Here is a 22,908-nt window from a genome sequence, read left to right as displayed (position 1 = left end):
CATTGTTTTCAGTGGGAGGGCTGGTTGTCTATCTGCTTGCGCTGATCATGCTGAAAAAGCATGCCGGGGAAAGTATCTGAACAATAATAAAAAATTTATGCGTGCCGCCTTTTCCCAAAAAGGCGGCATTCCTTGAAGCTTGAGAAAGCTTCACCACAATTTTCTTTATGCTTCATATTTTCATACAATCTGGTTACGCAACGGACCGCCGGTTTCCAGCGCCCTGATATTGTCCAGTAAAATATCCACGACATTGTGTTCATAGAACTGCGTTTCCCCCGCGACATGGCTGGTCATGACCAGATTGGGCAATTGCCACAGCGGGGAAGTGGGGGGGAGCGGTTCATCCGCATAGGTGTCGAGGGCAGCACCCGCGATGGCGTTCGTGCGCAGGGCGGCGATCAGGGCGGTTTCATCCACGACCCGCCCACGCGCCACGTTGATAAGGCAGGCGTCGCGCTTCATGGCGGCAAAGGCGCGCTGGTTCATCAACCCTTCGGTCTGTGGGGTCAGGGGGCAGGTCAGCACGATATGATCGGCCTGACCCATGGCGGCATGCAGGTCATCGGCCATAACCTGTGTAACGCCGGGCACATCCAGCGGCCGCGTGCTGTGGCGCATGCCACAGACGCGCATGCCCAGCGCCAGACAGATCCGCGCCAGCCGGTCGCCAATGGTGCCCATGCCCACGATCAGCACCGTTTTGCCGGTCAGTTCCTGCAGGCGGGGGCGGCCATCCATGCCGGTGCCCGACCAGTGGGTGCGGTGCTGGTTATCGCGTGCCTCATACAGCCGGCGTGACAGGCTGAGCATCAGGGCAAGCGCATGTTCGGCAACCGCGGCGGCATTCGCCCCGCGCGCATTGCACAGATGGATGTTGCGTGCCCTGATCTGTTCCAGATCAAACTGCTCCACCCCCGAACTGATGGACTGTATCAGTTTCAGCCTTGGCGCGCGTTCCAGCAGGGTGTCGCGCCATAACATGGACACTACCAGTATTTCTGCCTGTGGTATGATCTGTTCCAACTGCGTGAATGTCTGGACCTGCACACAGGGGGGACTGCCAGGGCGTTTTTCCAGTTCCGCGCGGATATCGTAATATTCATGCGCGACATAGATTGTCTGCGCAGGGCTGTTTATCTGGTTCATGGCCATTATCCTCCTGCAGGGTGGGAAACGGATCTCGGTACAGGGTTATTCCGCCCCATGCAGGCGCGCCACCCGGCAGGCTGCCAGATCCCATGCGGAACATCCGACGGATTTGAAAAAAACGGGTCTGCCATCAGCAGGCGGCCCGTCATCCAGTGCGCGGGACAGGGGATGGACATTGTTCCAGTCCACACCAGCCTGATACAGGTCGCCCGCCTCGACCGGTGCGCCGATGGCGTCATCCACGTACAGCGAACTGCCTGCTATGGTATCCGGTCCGATTTCAACCATGTCGGTCCGGTAGGCGCCTACACCAATGACCAGACAGTCCGCGCGGGCGGGTTCATTATAAATGACCGACGTGCTGGCCGTGACGGTGATTATGACATCAAACGGTTCCTCCTGCGCTTTTTCAGGGCGCAGGGTAAGGGCGGGTGTCTGGTGTTCCAGGCAGAAATCCCGTGCCCGTTGCAGCGTGCGCCCGCGAATGGCAACGGTAATGCCGGGATACAGGGCGCATAATGCCTGCAGGTGGGCCAGTGCCTGCGTGCCGGTGCCAATGACCAGCACGCGCCGGACCGGGCCGCGCGCCAGCGTGCGGATACCCAGCATGCTGACTGCGGCGGTGCGGCGCATGGTGACGGTTGGCCCGTCAAGCGTGAACAGGAAACGCCCGGTGCAGGCTTCGGCGCAGATGACCTGGCCCTGTATGGTTGGCAGGCCAAGGGCGGGATTGCCGCCAAATAGGGTCAGCAGTTTTGTGACCATGATATCGCGGCCAACCGATGGCATGGTCATCAGCGCACCTGCATGGTTATGGGTGCGCACGGTTGTCCGTTCCGGACACTGGATCTGGCCCCGTTCCAGTTCCTGCATGGCGAGTGCCAGCGCGTTGACCAGGGGGGGAAACGGCAGGAAGTCGCGCGTTTCCTGATCGGAATATATTTTCATGCCCACCGCCCCGTACCGGTATGGATATCTGGCAATGACTACGCCAATGCCGGTGATTGATATTGCTGCTTATTCTGTCGATTTCATCTGCCATGTGCAACGACGTGGCCATGGCTGCCCCCTTTGTTTCCCTGCAAGGGGAAGGGCGGATTGCAGGTTCCGGTCTTGCAGTCATTGTTGTCACGATATTGCGGCCACGCAGGAAGGAGACGACAGGACAGGATGCCCGGTTTGTCCAAACCCTTACAAAATTATCGCACGTAATGGTAATGGTAACATGTGAATATGAATCCGGCGTGGGAGACCGGCAAGTGCTCACTGCTTCAGATAGCGCGAAATAAGTGTATTGCGATTTGTTCTCATTCGTGATTATGGTGTGTCCACATCATCGATTGGGATAGATAAATGTTTGTCTGCTCCTGCAATATGCTGACCGATACAGATGTGGAAACAGCCGCGCGTAATGGGGCTGTCCGGCCTAAGGAAGTTTATGAATCCAAGGGATGTCGTGCCCAGTGCGGCAACTGTGTACCAGGCGTGGTGTGCCTGTTGCGGCAGATTGCCCGTCAGGGCCGCGCGAACATTGCGGATACCATGAACAGGCATGCTGAAATCGTGTCACAGGCAATGTAGAGGACTATGTGGACAGTCATCTCTGCAAACCCATGCAATCTTAAAAGTTTTTGGTGAAGCTTTTTTCAAAAAGCTTCAGGATTCGTTGCCTTTTATGGGAAAAGGCAACGCCCGAAAGGCTTTGTTTCCGGGGCTGCTTTCAAACAGTCTCGGCCCGCCGGATTCTTTCCGGTACGCATGGCCTGACATGCGCATCCAGCCCGCGCCAATACAGAAAACGGCCCCGGTCATATGACAGGGGCCGTAATTTTGTGAAAATGCCAGGGATGCGTTCATGTGACGGTTCCACACCACATGAACGCCGGGCAGGGTTCAGCGCCGGATGCTGCCCGGACGCAGGGTGGATGGGGAAGCCCCCAGCGCCAGCCGGATCACGGCCCCCAGCAGCAGGGTCACGGCAATATTGATGCCCAGCGCCAGCAGCCCGGTTGAAACGGACGCCGAAAAACCGGCAAACGCGACCGGATGCACCGGCTTCAACCCATCAATCCAGCACAGCCCCAGCCCGGTAACCGACCCGATTACCCACCCCGCGACCAGCGCGGGGGCGGGCAGGCGCAGCGGCAGCAGCCCCATGATCAGTGCGGGAAAGGTCTGCAGGATGATGACCCCGCCCAGCAGCTGCAGGTCGATGGCGAATTTGGCGTTCAGGAAGATTACGCAGCCCAGCGCGCCAACCTTGACCGCGAATCCGGCCACGCGCGAACCGGTTACCGAGTCGCTGCGGTGGGGCAGGATGTTATGCATGATCAGGTTGGCCGCCCCGATCGCCATGACGGATGCGGGTACCAGCGCTCCCACGGCGATTGCGGCAAAACAGAACCCTGCGAACCATGACGGGAAAATCGCAAGGAAAAGCTGCGGCACCACCTGGGATGAGGACGTCGTCACGATCCCCGCCGCATGCGCCATAAGCCCCAGCAGCGCGATCAGTCCCAGCACAATGGTATAGGCAGGCAGGAAAACCGCATTCTGCCGGATCGTATCGGCCGATTTCGCCGCCAGGATCCCGGTCAGCGTATGGGGATACAGAAAGGCGGCAAAGGCCGAGGACAGGGCAAGTGTCGCATAGGGCACCACCTGTCCCTGCGCCACGATATGGCCGTCCGGCACGCCGGGCAGGTGGCTGGCTGCCGAATGGAACATGGCCCCGTACCCGCCAAGGTGGATCGGCACGATGATGACCGCCGCCAGCACCGCGATATAGATCATCACGTCCTTGATGAAGGCGGTCAGCGCGGGGGCATGCAGCCCACCCAGCCACGTATAGGCGGCAAGGGAGACAAATGCGATCAGCAGCGGCAGCATGCCGGTGAAGCCAAGCGCCTCGATCACCGTGCGGATGCCGATCAGCTGCAGCGCGATATAGGGCAGCACGGCGACAAGCCCGCTGACCGCCACCATCAGTTCCAGCGTCCGGCTGCCAAAACGCGCACGTACGATATCCGCCGCCGTGGCATGGCCACCGTCACGCGCGATGGTCCACAGCCAGGGCATGACGGCAAAAATGAAGGGATAGACGATAATGGTGTAAGGTAGCGCGAAGAAACCGAACCCCCCGGTGGAATAGACCAGCGCCGGTACGGCAATGACCGTATAGGCGGTGTAGAAATCCCCGCCCACCAGAAACCATGTGACCCAGGCGCCGAATTCACGCCCGCCCAGTCCCCATTCTTCCCCTTCGCTATGACTGTCTGTGCGCTTGCGGCGGTTCAGCAGCGGTCGCCATAGCCGCACCGTGCTGCCCAGCATGATGGTGGCAACGAAACAGACGACGAATACGCTGATGGCGGCATTGTCAGGCAGGATTGCTGTGTTCATGACTGACGGTCCGTTTTCCATGCCATCCAGATCAGGACGGATGTGACCGGAACCCACGCAAACTGGTACCAGTAGAAAAACGGGAAGCCGAACAGCACCGGGTCATGCCGGTTGTACAACGGAACCCACAGGAGACCCGCAAAGGGCAGGAGGAGGAATATGGTTTTTTTCATTTTGACCGTGACTTCTTGTTTTTTTGTGTGGCCGCAAGGGATGTTTCTGGAAACAGGGCGCAGGTGTCAACATAATTGAGATGGTTTCAAAGTAATTTTGAAATTTTTAAGGATATTTTTTGTAATTACGTTTTTATTATTGTGCGCTGCGCAATTCTTTTGTTGCATTGCACAACTGCTGAACATGCTTTGGCAGAATGGAATTGACTAAAAACTAATTTAAAAAAATAATAACTAATATCATTAAATATAATATTTAAGGCGCTTCGTCATGCCCTGCTGCGCCCGTCAGGGATAAAAAATCTCATATAATGCATTGTAAAATAAAGATTTATGGAAAATTTTTCCTGTTGGTCATGCCTGTCGCCATGTCGGGGGCAGTCGGCATCAATCATACGGTGCGCTAAAATAGTGATTGCCCGCGCTTGCCCGTGGCGGTTATTTTCAATGCCCGGACCTGCCAACAACAAACAATACTAATAGCGCGGTCGCCTGTTTTTTTACCCTGTTCCGGATCAGGCGTCATTTCTGACAGACGGACGCGCGTAGGAACGAACAGACATGACCAAATGGGTATACAGCTTCGGAGATGGCCTGAACGAGGGGCGCGCGGATATGCGCAACCTTCTGGGCGGCAAGGGTGCCAACCTGGCGGAAATGGCTGCAAATGGCCTGCCCGTACCGCCGGGCTTTACCATTACAACGGAAGTCTGTTCGGCCTTTTATGAAAATGGCCGGAAGTATCCCGCCGCGCTGGAGGCGCAGGTCGCCGCCGCCCTGAACCGGGTCGAGCAGTCGATGGGCCTGCGTTTTGGCGATGCTAACGCGCCGCTGCTGGTCTCGGTCCGTTCCGGCGCGCGCGTGTCCATGCCGGGCATGATGGATACCGTGCTGAACCTGGGCCTGAATGACGAAACGGTGGAAGGGCTTGCCCGCTCCTCCGGTGACGCGCGGTTCGCGTGGGACAGCTACCGCCGCTTCATCCAGATGTACGGCTCGGTCGTGATGGGCGTGCCGCATCACCATTTCGAGGACGTGCTTGAACAGTTCAAGCGCGCAAACCGCGTGGAAGACGATACGGCCGTCACGGCTGACCAGTGGCGCGCCATCGTGGTGGACTACCGCCATATCATCAGCACCCATGCCGGGACCGAATTCCCCACCAACCCGCATGACCAGCTTTGGGGCGCCATTGGCGCGGTATTCGGCTCATGGATGAACCCGCGCGCCAATACGTACCGCAAGCTGCATGAAATCCCGGCTTCGTGGGGGACTGCGGTCAATGTGCAGTCCATGGTGTTTGGCAACATGGGCGATGACTGCGCCACCGGCGTATGCTTCACGCGCGACCCGTCGACGGGTGAAAACATTTTCTATGGTGAATACCTGATCAACGCGCAGGGCGAGGACGTGGTGGCGGGCATCCGTACCCCGCAGCCCATGGCCTGCGCCCGTGCCGAGGCCGGTCAGCACCCGATGGAAACCACGCTGCCCGAAGCCTATGCCGAGCTGCTGCGTGTGCGTTCCGTGCTGGAAACCCATTACAAGGACATGCAGGACATCGAATTCACCGTCCAGCGCAATGTCCTGTACATTCTCCAGACCCGTAACGGCAAGCGCACGGCCGCGGCGGCACTCAAGATTGCCATCGACATGGCGCGCGAGGGGCTGATTACGCAGGAAGAAGCCATCCAGCGCGTTCCCGCCGCATCCCTTGACCAGCTGCTGCATCCCACGCTGGACCCCAAGGCCGAACGCGTGCAGCTGACCCGTGGGCTTCCGGCCTCGCCTGGAGCCGCCGCCGGTGCCGTCGTGTTCACGGCGGAGGAATGCGAAGCCCGCGCGGCGAAGGGGGAGGATGTGATCCTCGTCCGGATCGAGACCTCGCCCGAGGACGTGCATGGCATGCACGCCGCCCGTGGCGTGCTGACCACCCGTGGCGGCATGACGTCGCACGCCGCCGTTGTCGCGCGTGGCATGGGCCGCGTGTGCGTGGCGGGTGCGGGCAGTATTCATGTCGATTACGCGGCAGGAACCATGACCGTCGGGTCGCACACCGTGGCGCAGGGTGAATGGATCACGCTCGATGGCGGGACGGGGGCGGTCTACCTTGGTCGTGTGCCGACCATTGAACCCACGCTGTCGGATGATTTCAATACGCTCATGGGCTGGGCGGACACGGTGCGCCGTCTTGGCGTGCGGGCCAATGCCGAAACACCGGACGATGCGCGGACCGCACGTCGCTTCGGGGCGGAGGGGATTGGCCTGGCCCGTACGGAACACATGTTCTTCGGTCCTGATCGGATCGGTTTCGTACGCCAGATGATCATTGCTGATGACGAAGCCGTGCGACAGAAGGCGATTGCCGCCCTGCTGCCGTTCCAGCGTGATGATTTTGCCAGCCTGTTCCGTATCATGGCGGGTCTGCCGGTGACGGTGCGCCTGCTGGATCCGCCACTGCATGAATTCCTGCCGCATGCCGAAGCTGAAATGGCCGAAGTGGCGAACGCACTGGGCAAGAGCGTGGATGATGTGCGCGCGCGCTGTGCCGCACTGGCTGAAACCAATCCGATGCTGGGCCACCGTGGCTGCCGCCTTGGTCTGACCAGCCCGGAAATCTATGCCATGCAGGTGCGCGCGCTGATCCAGGCGGCGGTTATGGTGGAAAAGGAACTGGGCAAGCCCATCCGTCCTGAAATCATGATCCCGCTGGTGGCGACGCAGGCCGAACTGGCCACCACCCGCCGTGCTGCGGAAGACGAGATCGCACGCGTGCTGAAGGAAGAGGGCACGAACCTCAACTACTACATCGGCACGATGATCGAATTGCCCCGCGCGGCGCTGCAGGCGGACAAGATCGCGGAATATGCCGATTTCTTCTCGTTCGGGACGAATGACCTGACGCAGACGACATTCGGCCTGTCGCGCGATGATGCGGGTTCGTTCCTGCCGTACTATGTTGATAACGGCCTGCTGCCGCGCGACCCGTTCGTGTCCATTGACCGTGATGGCGTGGGCGCGCTGGTCCGCCTGGGTGTGGAACGCGGGCGGCAGACCTGCCCGGACCTGAAGCTGGGCATCTGTGGTGAACATGGCGGTGATCCGGATTCCATCGCCTTCTTTGATGAAGTCGGGCTGGATTACGTCTCATGCTCGCCCTTCCGCGTGCCGGTGGCCCGTCTTGCCGCGGCACAGGCGGCGCTGGCCACACGGCAGAAGGCCGGGCAGGCTGCCTGAGGCAGGCCGTTCGCACGCAACATAACCATCAGGGACGCCCCACCCGGCGTGGGGCGTCCTGTCAGGCAGGGCCATGGGCGAAGTTATCCTGCATCTTGTCTCCGAAGCGACAGGGCAGGCGCTGGAGGCGGTCATGCGCGCCTGCAGCGCCCAGTTTCAGGGGGCGGCGTTTTCACCACGTAACTGGAACCTGATCCGCACGCGCGTGCAGGTTGCGCGCGTGCTGGCCGGGATCGGGGATGAACCGGGGCCGGTGCTGTCCTCGCTGACCTCCCCGGACCTGCAGAACATGCTGCGCATGGGGTGTGCGCGCATGGGGGTGCAGGTCAAGAACATCCTTGATGGCACCATCCATTTCCTGGAACAGCAGACCGGGATCGTGGCCGAACGCCACCCCGGCGGCCAGTATGTGATGGATGATACATACCGGCGGCGTATCGACGCGATGCAGTACGTCATTTCTCATGATGACGGGCAGAAAACGACGGACCTGACCAAGGCAGATGTGGTTCTGGTGGGCGTATCGCGCACGTCCAAGACACCGACCTGCTTCTACCTTGCCAACCGTGGGATACGGGCGGCCAATATCCCGCTGGTGCCAAATGCGCCGCTGCCGGCCGCATTGCAGGATTTTCCCGGCCTGGTGGTGGGGCTGACGATTGACCCTTATACCTTGCTGGAAATCCGGCGTTCACGCGTGGGGATGATGCTGCCCGGCCGTTCGATCGCAACCCCCGGCATGTCTGCAACCTCGGTCAGGCCATATATCGACCCGCAGAGCGTGCAGGAAGAACTGCAATGGGCGCGGCGTCTGTGCACACGACATAAATGGCCGGTCATAAACGTGACCCATCGCTCGGTAGAGGAAACGGCCGCTGCCATTATCGACATGCTGGAGCATGATGGCGTGACCGGGACCTCACCTGATCTGGACTGGCCCGGACCGTAAGCCCGCGCGTCTTTGGGTGAACATGCCATTCCGCGTGGCATGAGACTGCAGTACAGCCTGCCGGATGCCATGGAATGTGGCACGGCAGGCCGTACCAACCGGACCATGTCGCATGGTCCGCCAGTATTTCCGCCAGAAATGATGGATTGCCCGCAGCATCCCGTGGGCATGCCGTGTCGCCTGCGCCGTGAACGGGCGTGGCGGGTGCGGCCTTGTGATGTTTTCTTGTGCTCCAATGACGTGGGACCGCGAGACATTGCGGGCTGCAGGCATTCTTTTGGCTGAAACGCAGATATGCAGCAGGCTTTAACCAGATATGTGTAATATTCGAGTTTAGATAATGATTTAAATAATAATCAAAAATTATGTAAATAATAAAAAAGTAATAATAGTAATGATAAAATAAATAATCATGCAATTTTTTGATAGGTGAAATATGTGTATTCTATACAAAGATGAATGATTAGGTGCTGTTTATTTCGTGCAGTGGACATGTGGGACAAAAAACGTACGATATGAGAAAGAGTTATTTATCAGGATATTCCTTACCACATCCGGGTCCATAGAGCTGAAGCATGTCCAAGACAGATCTCAAGCTGCTGATTATCCAGCCATCGCATTACCGGTCCAAGACCGACCGGACCATTTTCAAGACCAAGCGACGGCAGATGGTGCCACTCGCCCTGCCGTACCTTGCTGCCCTGACCCCGCGGGAATGGACGGTCACCCTGCTGGATGAACAGCTTGAGGACATCGACTTCGATGTGCCGGTGGATGTGGTCGCCCTGTCGGCGTGGACGCTGCATTCCCCACGCGCCTATGACATCGCGGCTGAGTTCCGCCGCCGTGGGGTCAAGGTCATCATGGGTGGCCCGCACGCCTTCTTCTATGCCGACGAAGCCGCCGAACACTGTGACGCCGTGGGCGTGGGGGAAGCCGAACCGATCTGGAAAACTATGCTGGAGGACGCGGCCGCCGACCGGCTGCAGAAGATCTATCGCGCAGCGCCCCTGAAGGAACTCAACGACCTGCCGCCGCCGCGTTATGAACTGCTGGACCTGAAGAAATTCGGGCCTTTCCGCACGTTCGCGGTGCAGTCCTCACGCGGGTGTCCGTTCGTGTGTGATTTCTGTTCGGAACGCTTCTATCTGGGCGGGCGCTACCGCTGGCGGCCGGTGGACCAGATGGTGGCCGAACTGGAGCGGATCAAGGACAAGGGCAGCCACTTCTTTTTCGGGGAAAGTAATTTTGGCGGCAAGAAAAGCCGCGCGATGGAACTGATGGAGGGCCTGGTACCGCTGAAGATCCGCTGGTCCACGCTGTGGTCATCCAATCTGTGCCTTGATACCGCTTTCCTTGACCTGGCCCAGCGCAGCGGCGTGATGCACGTGAATATCGGCATCGAAAGCATTGATGAAGAAATGCTGCAGGGCATGAAGAAGGGCTGGAACAAGGCCAGCCGTTATGGCGAGATGTTTGACAACCTGCGCAAGCGTGACATCAGCTACTCGCTCAACTTCATCTTCGGTTATGATGATGAACATCCCGATGTCTATAACGCGACCCTGTCCTTCCTTGAGGCGCACAAGGTGCCTGCGGCCTATTTCAACATCCTGACCCCCACCAAGGGGACGGCCCTGTTCGAACGCATGAAAAAGGCCGGCCGCATCATCGACCCCGAGGACATCGACCGCTGGCCCGGGCAGGTCTGCCATATCTGGCCCAAGAACTGCACGCCGGGCCAGATGGAACAGCGCATCCAGACCATGTATCGCAAATTCTACAGCATGCGCTCCATGGTGCATCGCCTGCCGTTCCCCCGGACCCGGTCGGACATGTCTTCATGGATTCTGAACCTGACCGAACGGCGCATGGCCTTTTCATCCACGGGAAACAATGATTTTGATATCTATTGAATCCCGCCCGGCCAATTCAGGCCGGGAGGCAACAGGTTAGGGAAGTGACGGCATGCGCGGATCAATCGGAAGTATGCTGCTGGACCGGCTCCGGCATATCGGTGTTTCGCGCATTTATGGCGTCCCGGGGGATTATAACCTCGAATTCCTTGAACTGGTCGAACGCACGCCCGGCATTGAGTTCATTGGCACCTGCAATGAACTCAATGCCGCCTATGCGGCTGATGGCGACGCGCGGATGTCGGGTATCGGGGCCGTGCTGGTAACCTATGGCGTGGGTGACCTGTCCGCGCTGTCCGCCGTGGCGGGTGCGTGCGCGGAAGGCGTGCCGGTGGTGGTGATTTCGGGCATGCCGCCCATGCATGCCATCCAGTCGCGCGCCCTGGTGCACCACACCCTGGCCGATGGCGATTACGATAACGTCATGGTCTGCTACCAGCAGTTTACGGTTGCCAGCGCCCGCCTGCTGCCTGCAACCGCCGTGACGGAAACCGATCGCGTGCTGCACGCCGTGCAGACGCACAAGCGCCCGGTCTATATCCAGTTCCCCTCCGACATCTGTTATGTGGATGTTGACGTGCCGCCGCCGTCACCGACGGTTGTAAAATCGGATCCCGCCCTGCTGGCGCAGGCGGTCGGGTGGGTGGTGCAGCGCATTGCGCAGGCACGCCAGCCCGTGGTGCTGGTGGACGCCATGGTGCGCCAGTACGGATTGCACGACCTTGTGCTGCGCCTGTGTACGCAGCGCGGCATTCCCTATGCAGCCCTGTCCACCGCGCGCACGCTGCTGCCGGAATCCGGGGCGTTGTGGCTGGGTCCGTATGGGGGCCACGCATCTGCCCCAGGTGTTGCGGATTATGTAAGGAATGCTGATTGCGTGATCGGTCTGGGTGTCAGGTTTGTCGATTCCACCTCGGGTTATTTCTCACAGGAACTGCAGCCCGGTGCGCTGATAGACGTGCAGCCGTTCAGCCTGACCTGTGATGGTAAAAACATGCAGGGCCTTACCGCTGGCGACCTGCTTGATGCCGTGACGCGGAAAATGGGGGGCATGCCGCCCGCATGTCCGGCGCTGCCCGCATCGCCTGATCATGCCGCACCGGCGTCGCCTGATGCACAGCCATGGGGGCAGGCGGCATTCTGGCAACGGATTGAAGCCTTCCTGCAGCCGGGTGACATCGTGGGCGCCGATAACGGGTCATCCATGGTGGCAATGCTGCATGCCCGTCTGCCCGCCGGATGCAGCCTGCTGGTCCAGCCGGTCTGGGCGGCAATCGGTTATTCGCTTCCAGCAAGTCTTGGGGCATGCCTTGCCCTGCCGGAGCGGCGGCATGTGCTGTTTATCGGCGACGGGTCGTTCCAGATGACGGCACAGGAACTGTCCACCCTGCTGCGGCTGCGGTGCAATATCACGATCTTCCTGGTCAATAACGGTGGCTATACCATCGAACGCATGATCCTTGGCCCGCAGGCTGTCTATAACGACATCGCCAACTGGAATTATGCCGCCCTGCCTGCGGCGATGGGCGGTGATGCCGCGGCGGTGCTGTCGCTGAAGGCCGGTGACCGGGCGGAACTGGATACCGCGCTGGCGCAGGCGCAGCAGCATGAAGGACTCGTTTTTATCGAGGTTGGTTTCACCCCCATGGATGCGCCAGCCGGGCTGGAAGCGATGGGGCAGGCGGTGCGGCGGTACGATTATGGAATCGAAACCCCCGAATTGCCCTGACCGGCGGCGGACAGGTCATTTTTCGATTAATGAGGAATGACCTGTTTTTAGGCTGGACGGGAAGGATAAGTCAGGTTATTGAAAATACGACTGTTTTTTCAGTGCATCCCCAAAGCGGGGTTTGGATGCCTCCCGCCCGGTCCGGTAGACGGCAAAAAAGACCCAAGCGACCTCACGAAATCGTGAAGTAAATTGATTAAATTGCGTGCAGTTGCACATACTTTAATCTGCTTTACGGCGACAATGGCAAGCCCGTAAAAGGGGTTGCCATTTTTTTTTGCATATTTTCTTTCCATCCAAAATGGATACCTGACGGTTTGCTACATTTTGAGTATTTGTTGGACAATTATAATATTTTCATCATGTAATGATCAGTAAATCACCCCAAACGGGCGTATGATTTCCATTGCGAGTATTTCGGTTCTGGTGTTCTTTCCGGCTTACCAACTCAACACCAGAGGAACCGAAACATGTTTATTGAAAACGTCAGCACCATGATTGCCCATTCCGTGAACGCCATGTCTTCCCTGACCATGGTTGCTTTCCTGCCCATGATCGCTGCCCTGATGGTTGCCACCATCGTGTCCGATCGCGCTGCCTGAGCCTGGGGGTTTCTGTCCTGATACCCCTGCAGCCGGAATTCCCACGTTAATGTGGGAATGGCCGGCGGCCAGCAGGTCATGATGAATAAGACGGGTCAGACGCTTCGGCGTCTTTTTTTATGCCTGTAGGATGGGGCTGGAACGCTTCTTTTTGCATGAAGGCATGATCATGGCCCTGATTGACGACCTGCTGCCCTGTTTTACCTTCCGGGAACGCCACGCCCTGCGCATCCATGCCACAGGTAAGACCATTATGGATTGCATCAGCCGTTATCGTGCCCAGGATGATCCCCTGATCCGTCTGGCCATCGGCCTGCGCGAAAGACCCGCGCGCCTGCTGGGCCTGTCGCAGCGCAGGACACTTGATCTGGATGATTTCACACCCCTTGGCCGTGTGGGCGATCGGGAAATGGTTCTGGGGCTGGCCGGGGCGTTCTGGCGGATGGATTACGGACTGGTCGATATCGCATCACGTGCGGATTTTCTGGCCTGCCAGCACAGGAATGTGTGCAGGCTGGTTATGGGCTTTACGGTCGAACCCGCGGCAGTCGGCCAGTCCCTGCTGGTGACCGAGACACGGGTGTCCTGTCCCACGCCGGCCTTATGGCGACGTTTCGCGCCGTACTGGTATGTGATCCGGCCCGTAAGCGGCCTGATCCGGCGGCGCATGCTGGCCCGCATCCGACAACAGGCGGAAGCCGTGGGACAGGACGGGGTATGGCGTTGCGGATAGCCCGGCAGGTCCGCGTAATATTTTGAAAAAACATGTCACTGAAAGGCGGAAGAAACGTTTTCCGCCCTTTATGGCCGTTGATGGGGGAAACCGTCCGGAGGGGATGCGTCAACGCAGGCTTGTAGGTAACCCGGCATGGGTGTATCGGCGACAAAACGAAGCGTACGGAAGTGCGCTTTTTTCTTTTTGTCCAGAGCATATGCATGACTGATACAATCACCATCGCGCGTGGGGGCGTTCGTGCGCCCGTGCAGCCTTCCGGTCATCCCGGCCTGATTTTCTTCATCCTCGCGCTGGGGGGATTTGCCATTGGCACGGCCGAATTCGCGGCCATGAGTCTGGTGCCCATGATTTCGGCGGACATGCACGTCACCGTGCCCGAGGCCGGTCATGCGATCGAGGCCTATGCCGCCGGTGTGTGCGTCGGTGCCCCATTGATTGCCATGTTGGGTGCGAAATACAGCCGCAAATACCTGCTGATCGGCATGATGGTCCTGTATGTATTTGGTAATGGCCTGACCGCACTGGCCCCCAATTACCTGTGCTTGCTGCTGTGCCGGTTCATAAGCGGGCTGCCGCATGGCGCGTATTTTGGCACGGCGGGTATTGTCGCGTCCTCGCTGGTGCCGGAAAACCGGCGCACGCAGGCGGTGGCGCGGGTCGTGCTGGGCCTGACCATCGCCACGATTGGTGGCGTGCCGATGGCCAACGGGCTGGGTATGATGGTGGGGTGGCGCTGGGCCTTCGTGCTGATCGCGGGACTGGCGCTGCTGACCATGCTGCTGATCATGCGCTTCGTGCCTACCGACCCGGCGCGCCCCAATGCCAGCGCCATGACCGAGATCCGGGCCCTGCGCAACCGGCAGGTCTGGCTGACGCTGGGCATTGGCGTCGTGGGGTTCGGGGGTATTTTCTGCGTCTATACCTACCTTGCCTCCATCTTGCAGGAAGTGACCCATGCCCCGGCCTACATGACGCCGGTCATGCTGGCGGTCTTTGGCGTGGGCATGACGGTGGGCACCATGGCCTGCGCATGGGCGGCGGATCGCAAGATGATGCCGACCATTGGCGGCACGCTGCTGGTCAATGCCGCCGCTCTGGCCGGTTTTCCCGGTTCGGTGCATTCCGTGTGGGGCATGATGCCGATCGTGTTCATGATCGGGTGTGGTGGTGGACTGGGTACCGTGATCCAGTCACGCCTGCTGAGTGTCGCGGTCGATGCGCAGGCGTTGGCCGCGGCCATGAACCAGAGCGCATTCAACATGGCCAACGCGATTGGCCCCATGCTGGGCGGCATGGCGATCAGTGCTGGTCTGGGCTGGGAATCCGTGGGCTGGGTCGGGTGCTGCCTGGCCATGGGCGGGTTCGTGATCTGGCTGCTGACGCTGAGCGATATCCGCGCCGCCGCCCGCAGGCAGGCTGGTGGCTGACCCGACCGGGGCAGGGTGGTTGATGCCCTGTCCCAGCATGTCTATCTTTTTGGCATGACAACTGTACCGATGCGGGACCATCTGCTGCCGCCACTGCTGCGTGACCTGTTCCCTGTGCGGCAGGTTTCCGGGCCGGCAGGGGCGGTGCTGCTGCGGGTACAACATGTGCTTGATAGCGAAATCGCGCCGACTGCCACAGCCCGTGACCGCGCGGGGGGCTATCCCCATCAGGCGATCGCCGCGCTGAAGGCCACGGGTATCCTTGCGCTGGCCGTGCCGTGCGCATGGGGTGGGCTGGGCATGGCGCAGGACCTGTCGTTGGAACTCATGCTGCGTATTGCCGTGGCCGATCCGGCAGTGGCCCAGATCTACAAGGTGCATGATGATCTGGTGCGCGAGATATTCGCCTATTCCCCACCCGACCTGCGCCAGCGCCTGGCGCATCGTATCGTACACGATCATGCCATCCTTGGCATGGCGGTGGCCGAAAACGGACGCACGGCTGACGGTTTCCTGCAAACACTGGCGCGGCCCTGCCCCGATGGCACGCATGCCCTGTCGGGACGCAAGATCTATGCCACTGGCGCATCCGGGGCGGACCTGATCGCCGTATCGTCCTTTGATCCCGTGCGGGCGCAACGGCTGGGATCAGTCCGCGCGGGCGTGCGTATGGACCTTGTGCCGCGTCATGCGCCCGGCCTTGTCTTGCACCATGACTGGGACCGCATGGGCCAGAGGGCGACGGATTCCGGCACCGTGACGCTGGAAGACGTAAAGGTGGGCGGCCAATGGAACGCGCTGGACCCGGATGCGGTGCTGCCCCAGCATGTCGCCCTGCGTTTTCAGGCGGGTTTCAGCGCCATCCTGACCGGTATCGGCATCGGGGCGTTGCGCGCGGTCTGTGCTTTCGTGCCCGAACGCGCACGGCCTTGGGGGGCTGCGGACGTGGAGAGCGCGGATCAGGATCCCTATGTGCGCCGCCTGCTGGGTGAAATCGGGGCGGACCTGTTTGCTGCCTATTGCAGCGTGATGCAGGCGGGCACGATGCTGGTGCAGTATGAAAATGGACAGGTATCGCGCAATGCGGTCGCCATGGCCGTCAGTGCGGCCCGTTCGGTTGCCACGCGCGCGGCGCTGCGCGCGGCGTCGGATGCCCCGGCGGCGGCTGGTGCGCGGGGTACGGATAACGTGAACGGGCTGGACCGTTACTGGCGCGATGCCCGCACGCTGTCATTGCATGATCCGGTGGACTGGAAAAATGCTGAAATCGGGCGTCACCTGCTGACCGGGTGGGAACCGGAACCCGGTCCCTATCAGTAGGCCGGTTTGGAAAGCCTGCTTTTAAGATATCCTAAAAATCAAAGGGCGTTTTTGATGAAGCTTTTTTCAAAAAGCTTCGAAAAATGTCGTCTTTTTGAAAAAAAAGCGGCACCCGAAAATTTTTATATTTATTTATCAATAAGTTATTTTAAAATAATTGTTCATGTCTACGTGATTGATCGCAGACAGGATACGGATCAGGGGGAAAAGACGGATGCAGCGACCTGTCATTGCCATTATCGCGACCGGTGGCACCATTGCCCGGCGTTCCATGGACCCGCGTGATACGGTCGATTACGCGGAAATTGGCGCAAGCATTGGGGGCAGCGACCTGCTGGCTGCCCTGCCGGAAGCCGTGCGGGCGCGGTTCGTGGTGCGCGACATTCCCTTTTCAAGCTGTGACAGTGTGGAGATGACGCTGGCGCGCTGGTTCGATCTGGCCAGCGTTGTGAACCAGACCATTGCGGCCTGGCCGGATCTGGACGGTGTTGTCATAACGCATGGTACTTCCTCGCTGGAGGAAGCGGCCTGTTTCCTTGACCTCGTGCTGGATGTGCCCTGTCCCGTGGTTGTCGTGGGTGCGCAACGTCCCGCCAGCGCCATCAGCGCCGATGGCCCGGCCAACCTGTACGCCGCATTGCTGGTCGCGTCGTGTCCTGATGCGGCCGGGCGTGGCGTGCTGGTGGTGGCCAATAACGAAATCCATGCGGCGCAGGAAGTGACCAAGGCGTCAACCTATCAGCTTGAAACCTTTCGCTCCCCCGATTTCGGGCCGCTTGGCATGATCGAGGCCAATCGGGTTTTCTTCGGGCGTGCCGCGGGATATCGCCGTCATGTCGGCTGGCCGGAGGGATATGGCAGCGGGGGTGAAATCCCGCGCGTGGATATCAGTTACAGCCATGCAGGCGCGGATGGCGTGGCCATACGGGCGTTTGTGACTTCCGGCGCGCGTGGCATCATCTCGGCGGGGATGCTGCCGGGCATGTGCACGCCTGCGGAAAACGTGGCGCTGGATGCCGCGGTGGCCTGTGGTGTCGTGGTGGTGCAGGCCAGTAGCGGGTATTGCGGCGGCGTGGTCCGGCGGCAGGAATTATGCCAGCGCGGGATTCTGGCCGCCGGTCACATGCGGCCCCGGCAGGCCCGCATCCTTCTGGCCCTGGCATTGATGACCGGGGCGGATGGGGATGCCATCCAGACACTGTTCGACACGCCCTGAGGGCCTATTTTGCAAAAAGCTTCAGGAAATGCCGCCTTTTGAAAAAGGCGGTACCCAAAACTTTTTATTGTTTGCCAGAATTTTACGGGAAAACCTTAGAACACGCTGTTGAAGGCAACCTGCGGTGAAATGACCTGTCCGGTGTTATGCCCCGCGAACATCGCGGTGACACCGGCAATAACACCAAAGCGGGGGGACCAGTTATATTCAACCGCGGGGGCGATAACCCAGTCACCCGATGCCTGCCCCAGAATGTTCTGGTATTTCCCCTGCGCATTGTAACCGCGCACCACGGACCCGTTGGCCCAGTCGCGGGCCATGTCCATGGCGATCACCCATTTCTGGTTGACGCCATATTCCAGCGAAAAGCCGCTTTCCCCATACATGCCCGGATGCGCCAGTCCCCGGAACCCGGCCGAGGTGCCATAGCTGCTGACATCGGCAATATGCGCCTGCGTCAGCGCGCGGCGGAACGTGCCCCACATGCGCAGCCGCAGTTCATGATGACCGGGCAGGGTATAGGTGGACTGTTCCGTCAGCGCCACGCGGAAGGTATAGGTGCCGGTGCCCACCCCATCCTCGTCACGGCCCAGCCTGGTATAGTCACCCGATGGAAACGCCACCCCCACGAACAGGCTGAGGGCTGGGATATAACGCTTCGGGTCGGCATCAAGGTAGCGCCACATAACATCCACCGGCAGGTCGCCCATTTTCAGCCCGCTGGTCGTGCCGCCATGGTGCCCCCGGCGCCAGCCATAGCTTATGTCCGGTGTCATCTGCAGGCTGATCGAATTGGTGATGGAATACTTGTACAGCGTGAAGTTCGATACGCTATGCGCCTTGTCCTTCAGCGACATCCCCCGCCCCGTGCTGTCCAGATAGCCGACGGGCTGGCTGTAGGCGAAATAGGGTTCCCACGCGAATACCCCCTTTTTCGTCAGGGCGCCTGATGGTGATACCAGCGACCCGGTGTACCACTGGGCATAATCTTCATGCAGTCCCTGCGACCCGGCGGCCGTGCCATTCCCCGTCCCGCCCGCGTGGGCCGAGGGCATGCCGACGCAGGCCGATGCAATCGATACCGCAACAAATAACATTGATTCCGGTATCGAAATATATGATGCTGGTTTGCGGGGGCGACCGGCGTCATGTGGTAATGCGGTCGCATTGCGCAGGGATGCGCTGCCCCGCCGCCTGTCGGCGCGGGCACGTATGAAGGAAATCATGGTTGTGGCCATTTCCTGATCGGGACGTCCCTTCACGCATGGCAGTGCGTGCCGGGCCTTATTGGTATTGGGGGCAGGGTATGGGGTGCCTGCTACATGCCCTGCAGCAGCAGGTATGGGGATATCAGGACATCAATGCTGTGCTCCTGGGCCAGCAGGCCGGTTGATCTGGCGGGGGAATGGCAGTTCCCCCGCCAGTTTCTTTTCAGGTTGTCGGGATCTGTGGCTGTTCGTCCCTGCTGTCTGCTGTACCGCTGTTGTTGTTAAGGTATTTCCACCCCAGTATCAGCATGATGGCGACCACGGGCATGGTGGCCAGCGTGCAGGTGCCGTTGGGATAGTCAAACAGCATCAGCACCAGGACGCTGGCCAGAAAGCCAAGCGTCAGCCACGAGGTGAAGGGGGCTCCCGGCATTTCAAAACCGGCTGACCTGATGCGCCCGCTGCGGACCGCCTGGCGCAGTTTCATCTGGCTGACCACGATGAAACCCCACGTGCTGATGATGCCGATTGCCGCCATGTTCAGCACGATTTCAAATACCTGTGACGGGACGATATAGTTCAGCCCGACCCCCAGCAGGTAAACCGCAACTGTCAGCCAGATGCCGTTGGCGGGCACCGAGTTTGCATTCATGCGGGCAAGGGATTGCGGCGCCGCCCCACCCAGCGCCATGGCGCGCAGCACGCGCCCGGTGGAATACAGGCCGGAATTCAGGCTGGACAGTGCCGCGGTCAGCACCACGATGTTCATGATCGTATCGACACCGGGTACGCCCAGGGTCTGGAAAAAGGTCACGAACGGACTGGTCCCGCCATGATAGGCCGTCCAGGGCAGCAGGTTGACCAGCAGCACTACCGACAGCACATAGAACAGGCCGATACGCCAGATGACACTGTTGATGCTGCGCGGCAGCACGGTGCGCACATCCGCGCATTCCCCGGCGGCCGTCCCGATCAGTTCAATGCCGGAATACGCGAACACCACCCCCTGTACCAGCAGCAGGCTGGCGATCAGGCCATGGGGGAAGATGCCGCCATTATCCGCAATCAGGTGCAGTCCTGTCGTATGTCCGCCCACCGGCATGCGCACGCCCAGAATGACACTGCCAATGACCAGGAACAGGCACAGCGCCACGATCTTGATGAGGGAGAACCAGAATTCGATCTCCCCGAACCACCGGACTCCCACCATGTTCAGCGTGGTGACGATACATAGCGCCATGAGGGCAAAGGCCCATTGCGGGATGGCGGCGAACGTACCCCAGAAATGCATGTACATCGCCACCGCCGTGATATCGACGATCCCGGTCGTGGCCCAGTTCATGAAGGACAGCCAGCCTGCGACAAAGGCGGCTTTTTCCCCCAGGAATTCCCGTGCATAGGATACGAAGCTGCCGCAGGTGGGGCGGTACATCACCAGTTCACCCAGCGCGCGCATGATCAGGAACGAGAACACGCCACATATCAGATAGACAAGCGCAAGCGAGGGGCCCGCTACCTGCAGGCGCGATCCGGCCCCCATGAACAGGCCCGTCCCGATCGCGCCGCCCACGGCGATCATCTGGATCTGGCGTGCGCCCAGCCCCTTGTGATAGCCATCATCCTCCTCTGGCACGATGGGGATGCTGTCTTCCAGCGCGGGGTCCGGTTTGCTCATGCTCTGGTCTCCGCCATGGTCGGCGCGGTGGAAAGGAAGAACGAGGGCGTTGTTCCTGCCGGGATGGAAAACGAAGGGCGCGCCGGGAATTCAGCAGGCATCTTCATGGTCTCCGTGGGGAAGGCTGTATAAAAAATATGCAGTTCCTGTTCCCATGACCGGACAACAGGCCGCAGCCGCCGCAAACAGGGCATTCGCACGCGACAGGGTATGGAACGGGGCAGAAACGGAAAGAAATATCATGCATCATCAATTGGTTGTTCTGTCATGAACATTGTCAGACGAAATAACGACTGACAAGTATGGATGCCTTAATAAAAGCATTATGATTAAAAATTAAACATTATTTCCAAAACTTTGGCAGTAAATGCACAATAGTTAATCAGCGAGAAAGCCTTTCGACATGCTTAAAAAGGAATCTGCACAGCGGGCATTATGCGTCGGTGTGATCATGGGGGGGCTGATGGTTGCCGGTTTGGCAACAGTGCCCGCCCGTGCCGATAACGAGCGTTTTGAAGGCAGCGAACTGACACAGGACGCCCCGCAGTATTTCGTGCTGCGCCCGCAGGACAGCCAGACCGCCGCCGCGACAGGGGAACTGCGGCTGTCGGAAAGCGGGATCGATTTTACAAATGGTGAACTTCTGGAAGTTTCGCTGGAGCGGGGTAGCGACAGCCATCTTGTGTACAAGGTGGATTATGGACAGAATCCGACCCTGCCATCGGGGCGGATGCTCTGCCCGCCGCCGCTCAATCCGGTCTATCTGGATTTTGCCAGCCAACCGGATGATGCGGACAGCTATCGCATGACCCTGTATTGTGGATCGCGCCCCGTGCCGTTTCGCGCCATTACGCCGGATCGTGCCGCGGCGGTGTTCAGTTACCGCCGCGCGGCGGATGCGCAGTGGGCGCACAGCGCGACCGAAGGGGGATACCTGCACGGGGCGGTGGCGCAGTACTGCACCCTGCACCATGACAGTGCGGGCGTGAATGCCTGCACAACGCGCGAAGAAGCGGCATACGCCACCATCATGTCCCGCCGGATTTCCCCGCCTGTCCTGAAACAGTGCGCAGCCTACGTCACGGGACTGCATGACCATGCGGGATATGTCAGTTTTGTCGGATTGCTGAACTGCGCGCGGGTGCGTGACAGTCGTGCGCTGTTCGATTACTGCAGCCAGCGCATGACCGGGCAGAAGCGGGAGGATGATACCCGTTTTCTGGATGGCAATCCGGTTCAGGCACAGGGTGCGGCGCTGTGCTTCAACGCGCTTGCCGCCCGTCAGGCGCGCAAGGAATAGGGATTACGGCCCTTTGGGTGTTTCAGGCGACATCGGGCACTTCTATGCCCGATACGAATTTGAACACATCTTCATGATGGAGCAGGAAAATACGGTGTTTCTTGCCCAGTTGCAGTGCCTCCTGCGTGTAGGGCGCATTTGATACGATCGCGCCCACGCTGGCCTTGCTGTCGGTCTTTTCCTTTATGCCCTGCCAGATCACGTCATCATGCACCGGCTTGCGATCCATCCAGCAATGAACCAGCATTTTCAGGTTATTGCGGTTGCACTGGATAACGGAACCCAGCCCCGTGGCCACGGGGGGGTGGGTGTCCCATCCCGCCTTTTCAATCCATTGTGAACAGAAAGCGGCGTATTCCGCCTGGTTCATGTCCTGGTGATAGGTGCTGGGCGTAATGGCGGTGGCGGCCGGCCTGCTGGCCGTGCTGGCGGCCATGGTGGTGATGTGCCCCTGTACGGCTTTCTGGATGCTGGGCCACAGCGTGTGGTATTCATGCCGCGTCAGCGTAGGCAGAAGCGTGCTGCGCACGAAGCGGTCAAGATACGTCGCCCACGAGGTATGGGAATGCGCGGTTGCTGTCGTGTCATGCGCATTCTGGTACCACCGTCCCAGCATGGCGGAATGCCGCTGCGCCAGTCCCAGACAGAGCCTGATGGCCTTGCGCCGCCGCGCCATGAGCCAGCATGCGCGCAGGATCAGCACCATGACCCATCCCGCCCCGCAGACCAGCATCAGCGTCAGGATCAGCGCCCCCAGTTTCTGGAATCCGCGCGTCATGAAAAAGATGTCGGTCGGTCGGGGTGTTTCCGCCGGCTGCACGATCACCGGCGGGGCGGCGGGCGGGGTGTCGTCCGCTTCGGTATGC

At 59.8% G+C, this 22,908-nt stretch carries 19 protein-coding genes; 11 read left to right on the top strand and 8 right to left on the bottom strand.

All coding sequences use genetic code 11. The annotated features are described in order from the left end of the window. Window positions 1-180: 180 nt before the first annotated feature. Window positions 181-1,149: a D-2-hydroxyacid dehydrogenase gene (locus F1542_RS08115; RefSeq protein ID WP_193732585.1), complete on the bottom strand. Its 969-nt coding sequence runs from the start codon at window positions 1,147-1,149 to the stop codon at window positions 181-183. A 45-nt stretch (window positions 1,150-1,194) separates the two neighbouring features. Continuing rightward, entirely contained in the window at window positions 1,195-2,100 is a 906-nt protein-coding gene (locus F1542_RS08110; protein WP_193732584.1) for a delta(1)-pyrroline-2-carboxylate reductase family protein, read from the bottom strand. A gap of 405 nt (window positions 2,101-2,505) precedes the next feature. Between F1542_RS08110 and F1542_RS08105 the strand changes: the two genes are divergently transcribed. Next, window positions 2,506-2,733: a bacterioferritin-associated ferredoxin gene (locus F1542_RS08105; protein WP_193732583.1), complete on the top strand. Its 228-nt coding sequence runs from the start codon at window positions 2,506-2,508 to the stop codon at window positions 2,731-2,733. A gap of 75 nt (window positions 2,734-2,808) precedes the next feature. Here F1542_RS08105 and F1542_RS08100 read toward each other — a convergent pair whose 3' ends face one another. The 3 genes from F1542_RS08100 to F1542_RS08090 are packed head-to-tail and all read right to left on the bottom strand — an operon-like array spanning window position 2,809 to window position 4,727. Beyond that, window positions 2,809-3,009 carry a hypothetical protein gene (locus F1542_RS08100; protein WP_193732582.1) on the bottom strand — a complete coding sequence of 67 codons (201 nt, stop codon included), beginning with the start codon at window positions 3,007-3,009 and terminating at the stop codon, window positions 2,809-2,811. Between the two features lie 36 nt (window positions 3,010-3,045). Beyond that, on the bottom strand, window positions 3,046-4,554 hold the full coding sequence (locus F1542_RS08095) for a sodium:solute symporter (RefSeq protein ID WP_193732581.1): 1,509 nt from the start codon (window positions 4,552-4,554) through the stop codon (window positions 3,046-3,048). Then, window positions 4,551-4,727 (bottom strand): DUF3311 domain-containing protein, encoded by a 177-nt coding sequence (locus F1542_RS08090; RefSeq protein ID WP_010506883.1) that lies wholly within the window; start codon window positions 4,725-4,727, stop codon window positions 4,551-4,553. Before F1542_RS08090 ends, F1542_RS08095 begins: the two co-directional genes overlap by 4 nt. Window positions 4,728-5,288: 561 nt before the next feature. Between F1542_RS08090 and ppdK the strand changes: the two genes are divergently transcribed. The 9 genes from ppdK to F1542_RS08050 all read left to right on the top strand — a co-directional run bounded on the left by ppdK (window position 5,289) and on the right by F1542_RS08050 (window position 17,859). Further along, window positions 5,289-7,964: a pyruvate, phosphate dikinase gene (gene ppdK, locus F1542_RS08085; protein ID WP_193732580.1), complete on the top strand. Its 2,676-nt coding sequence runs from the start codon at window positions 5,289-5,291 to the stop codon at window positions 7,962-7,964. 73 nt (window positions 7,965-8,037) lie between these two features. Next, entirely contained in the window at window positions 8,038-8,913 is an 876-nt protein-coding gene (locus tag F1542_RS08080) for a pyruvate, water dikinase regulatory protein (RefSeq protein WP_193732579.1), read from the top strand. 575 nt (window positions 8,914-9,488) lie between these two features. Then, window positions 9,489-10,829: a B12-binding domain-containing radical SAM protein gene (locus F1542_RS08075; RefSeq protein WP_193732578.1), complete on the top strand. Its 1,341-nt coding sequence runs from the start codon at window positions 9,489-9,491 to the stop codon at window positions 10,827-10,829. Between the two features lie 52 nt (window positions 10,830-10,881). After that, on the top strand, window positions 10,882-12,558 hold the full coding sequence (locus F1542_RS08070) for an alpha-keto acid decarboxylase family protein (protein WP_193732577.1): 1,677 nt from the start codon (window positions 10,882-10,884) through the stop codon (window positions 12,556-12,558). 470 nt (window positions 12,559-13,028) lie between these two features. Next, window positions 13,029-13,160: a hypothetical protein gene (locus F1542_RS17370; RefSeq protein WP_010506875.1), complete on the top strand. Its 132-nt coding sequence runs from the start codon at window positions 13,029-13,031 to the stop codon at window positions 13,158-13,160. A gap of 130 nt (window positions 13,161-13,290) precedes the next feature. Then, the gene (locus F1542_RS08065) at window positions 13,291-13,893 is read left to right on the top strand and encodes a hypothetical protein (RefSeq protein WP_193732576.1); all 603 of its coding nucleotides are present in this window, start codon (window positions 13,291-13,293) and stop codon (window positions 13,891-13,893) included. Between the two features lie 203 nt (window positions 13,894-14,096). Further along, the gene (locus F1542_RS08060; RefSeq protein ID WP_227672573.1) at window positions 14,097-15,323 is read left to right on the top strand and encodes an MFS transporter; all 1,227 of its coding nucleotides are present in this window, start codon (window positions 14,097-14,099) and stop codon (window positions 15,321-15,323) included. A gap of 69 nt (window positions 15,324-15,392) precedes the next feature. After that, a complete protein-coding gene (locus F1542_RS08055) occupies window positions 15,393-16,643 on the top strand; it encodes an acyl-CoA dehydrogenase family protein (protein ID WP_193732574.1) in 1,251 nt (416 codons plus the stop codon). A gap of 214 nt (window positions 16,644-16,857) precedes the next feature. After that, window positions 16,858-17,859, top strand: coding sequence for an asparaginase (locus tag F1542_RS08050; protein ID WP_193732573.1), 1,002 nt, complete (start codon window positions 16,858-16,860; stop codon window positions 17,857-17,859). Between the two features lie 95 nt (window positions 17,860-17,954). Here the strand turns inward: F1542_RS08050 and F1542_RS08045 are convergent, their stop codons facing one another. Further along, window positions 17,955-19,097, bottom strand: coding sequence for a hypothetical protein (locus tag F1542_RS08045; protein ID WP_193732586.1), 1,143 nt, complete (start codon window positions 19,095-19,097; stop codon window positions 17,955-17,957). Between the two features lie 193 nt (window positions 19,098-19,290). Then, window positions 19,291-20,742: an amino acid permease gene (locus tag F1542_RS08040; protein ID WP_193732572.1), complete on the bottom strand. Its 1,452-nt coding sequence runs from the start codon at window positions 20,740-20,742 to the stop codon at window positions 19,291-19,293. Between the two features lie 403 nt (window positions 20,743-21,145). Between F1542_RS08040 and F1542_RS08035 the strand changes: the two genes are divergently transcribed. Beyond that, window positions 21,146-22,042 carry a hypothetical protein gene (locus tag F1542_RS08035; protein ID WP_193732571.1) on the top strand — a complete coding sequence of 299 codons (897 nt, stop codon included), beginning with the start codon at window positions 21,146-21,148 and terminating at the stop codon, window positions 22,040-22,042. A gap of 22 nt (window positions 22,043-22,064) precedes the next feature. Here F1542_RS08035 and F1542_RS08030 read toward each other — a convergent pair. Further along, window positions 22,065-22,908 (bottom strand): restriction endonuclease (locus F1542_RS08030; RefSeq protein ID WP_193732570.1); only part of this gene is annotated, 844 nt, incomplete at its 5' end.

The organism is Komagataeibacter sp. FXV3 (assembly GCF_015155755.1).
GTDB lineage: Bacteria > Pseudomonadota > Alphaproteobacteria > Acetobacterales > Acetobacteraceae > Komagataeibacter.
The sequence above is the reverse complement of the archived record's forward strand: the minus strand, read 5'-3'. Positions and strand labels throughout refer to the sequence as shown.

Excerpts from the sequence above, each read along its gene's own strand:
- F1542_RS08115 (WP_193732585.1), bottom strand. The coding sequence starts at position 1,149 with ATGAACCAGATAAACAGCCCTGCGCAGACAATCTATGTCGCGCATGAA.
- F1542_RS08110 (WP_193732584.1), bottom strand. The coding sequence starts at position 2,100 with ATGAAAATATATTCCGATCAGGAAACGCGCGACTTCCTGCCGTTTCCC.
- F1542_RS08105 (WP_193732583.1), top strand. The coding sequence starts at position 2,506 with ATGTTTGTCTGCTCCTGCAATATGCTGACCGATACAGATGTGGAAACA.
- F1542_RS08100 (WP_193732582.1), bottom strand. The coding sequence starts at position 3,009 with ATGAACGCATCCCTGGCATTTTCACAAAATTACGGCCCCTGTCATATG.
- F1542_RS08095 (WP_193732581.1), bottom strand. The coding sequence starts at position 4,554 with ATGAACACAGCAATCCTGCCTGACAATGCCGCCATCAGCGTATTCGTC.
- F1542_RS08090 (WP_010506883.1), bottom strand. The coding sequence starts at position 4,727 with ATGAAAAAAACCATATTCCTCCTCCTGCCCTTTGCGGGTCTCCTGTGG.
- ppdK (WP_193732580.1), top strand. The coding sequence starts at position 5,289 with ATGACCAAATGGGTATACAGCTTCGGAGATGGCCTGAACGAGGGGCGC.
- F1542_RS08080 (WP_193732579.1), top strand. The coding sequence starts at position 8,038 with ATGGGCGAAGTTATCCTGCATCTTGTCTCCGAAGCGACAGGGCAGGCG.
- F1542_RS08075 (WP_193732578.1), top strand. The coding sequence starts at position 9,489 with ATGTCCAAGACAGATCTCAAGCTGCTGATTATCCAGCCATCGCATTAC.
- F1542_RS08070 (WP_193732577.1), top strand. The coding sequence starts at position 10,882 with ATGCGCGGATCAATCGGAAGTATGCTGCTGGACCGGCTCCGGCATATC.
- F1542_RS17370 (WP_010506875.1), top strand. The coding sequence starts at position 13,029 with ATGTTTATTGAAAACGTCAGCACCATGATTGCCCATTCCGTGAACGCC.
- F1542_RS08065 (WP_193732576.1), top strand. The coding sequence starts at position 13,291 with ATGGGGCTGGAACGCTTCTTTTTGCATGAAGGCATGATCATGGCCCTG.
- F1542_RS08060 (WP_227672573.1), top strand. The coding sequence starts at position 14,097 with ATGACTGATACAATCACCATCGCGCGTGGGGGCGTTCGTGCGCCCGTG.
- F1542_RS08055 (WP_193732574.1), top strand. The coding sequence starts at position 15,393 with ATGCGGGACCATCTGCTGCCGCCACTGCTGCGTGACCTGTTCCCTGTG.
- F1542_RS08050 (WP_193732573.1), top strand. The coding sequence starts at position 16,858 with ATGCAGCGACCTGTCATTGCCATTATCGCGACCGGTGGCACCATTGCC.
- F1542_RS08045 (WP_193732586.1), bottom strand. The coding sequence starts at position 19,097 with ATGGCCACAACCATGATTTCCTTCATACGTGCCCGCGCCGACAGGCGG.
- F1542_RS08040 (WP_193732572.1), bottom strand. The coding sequence starts at position 20,742 with ATGAGCAAACCGGACCCCGCGCTGGAAGACAGCATCCCCATCGTGCCA.
- F1542_RS08035 (WP_193732571.1), top strand. The coding sequence starts at position 21,146 with ATGCTTAAAAAGGAATCTGCACAGCGGGCATTATGCGTCGGTGTGATC.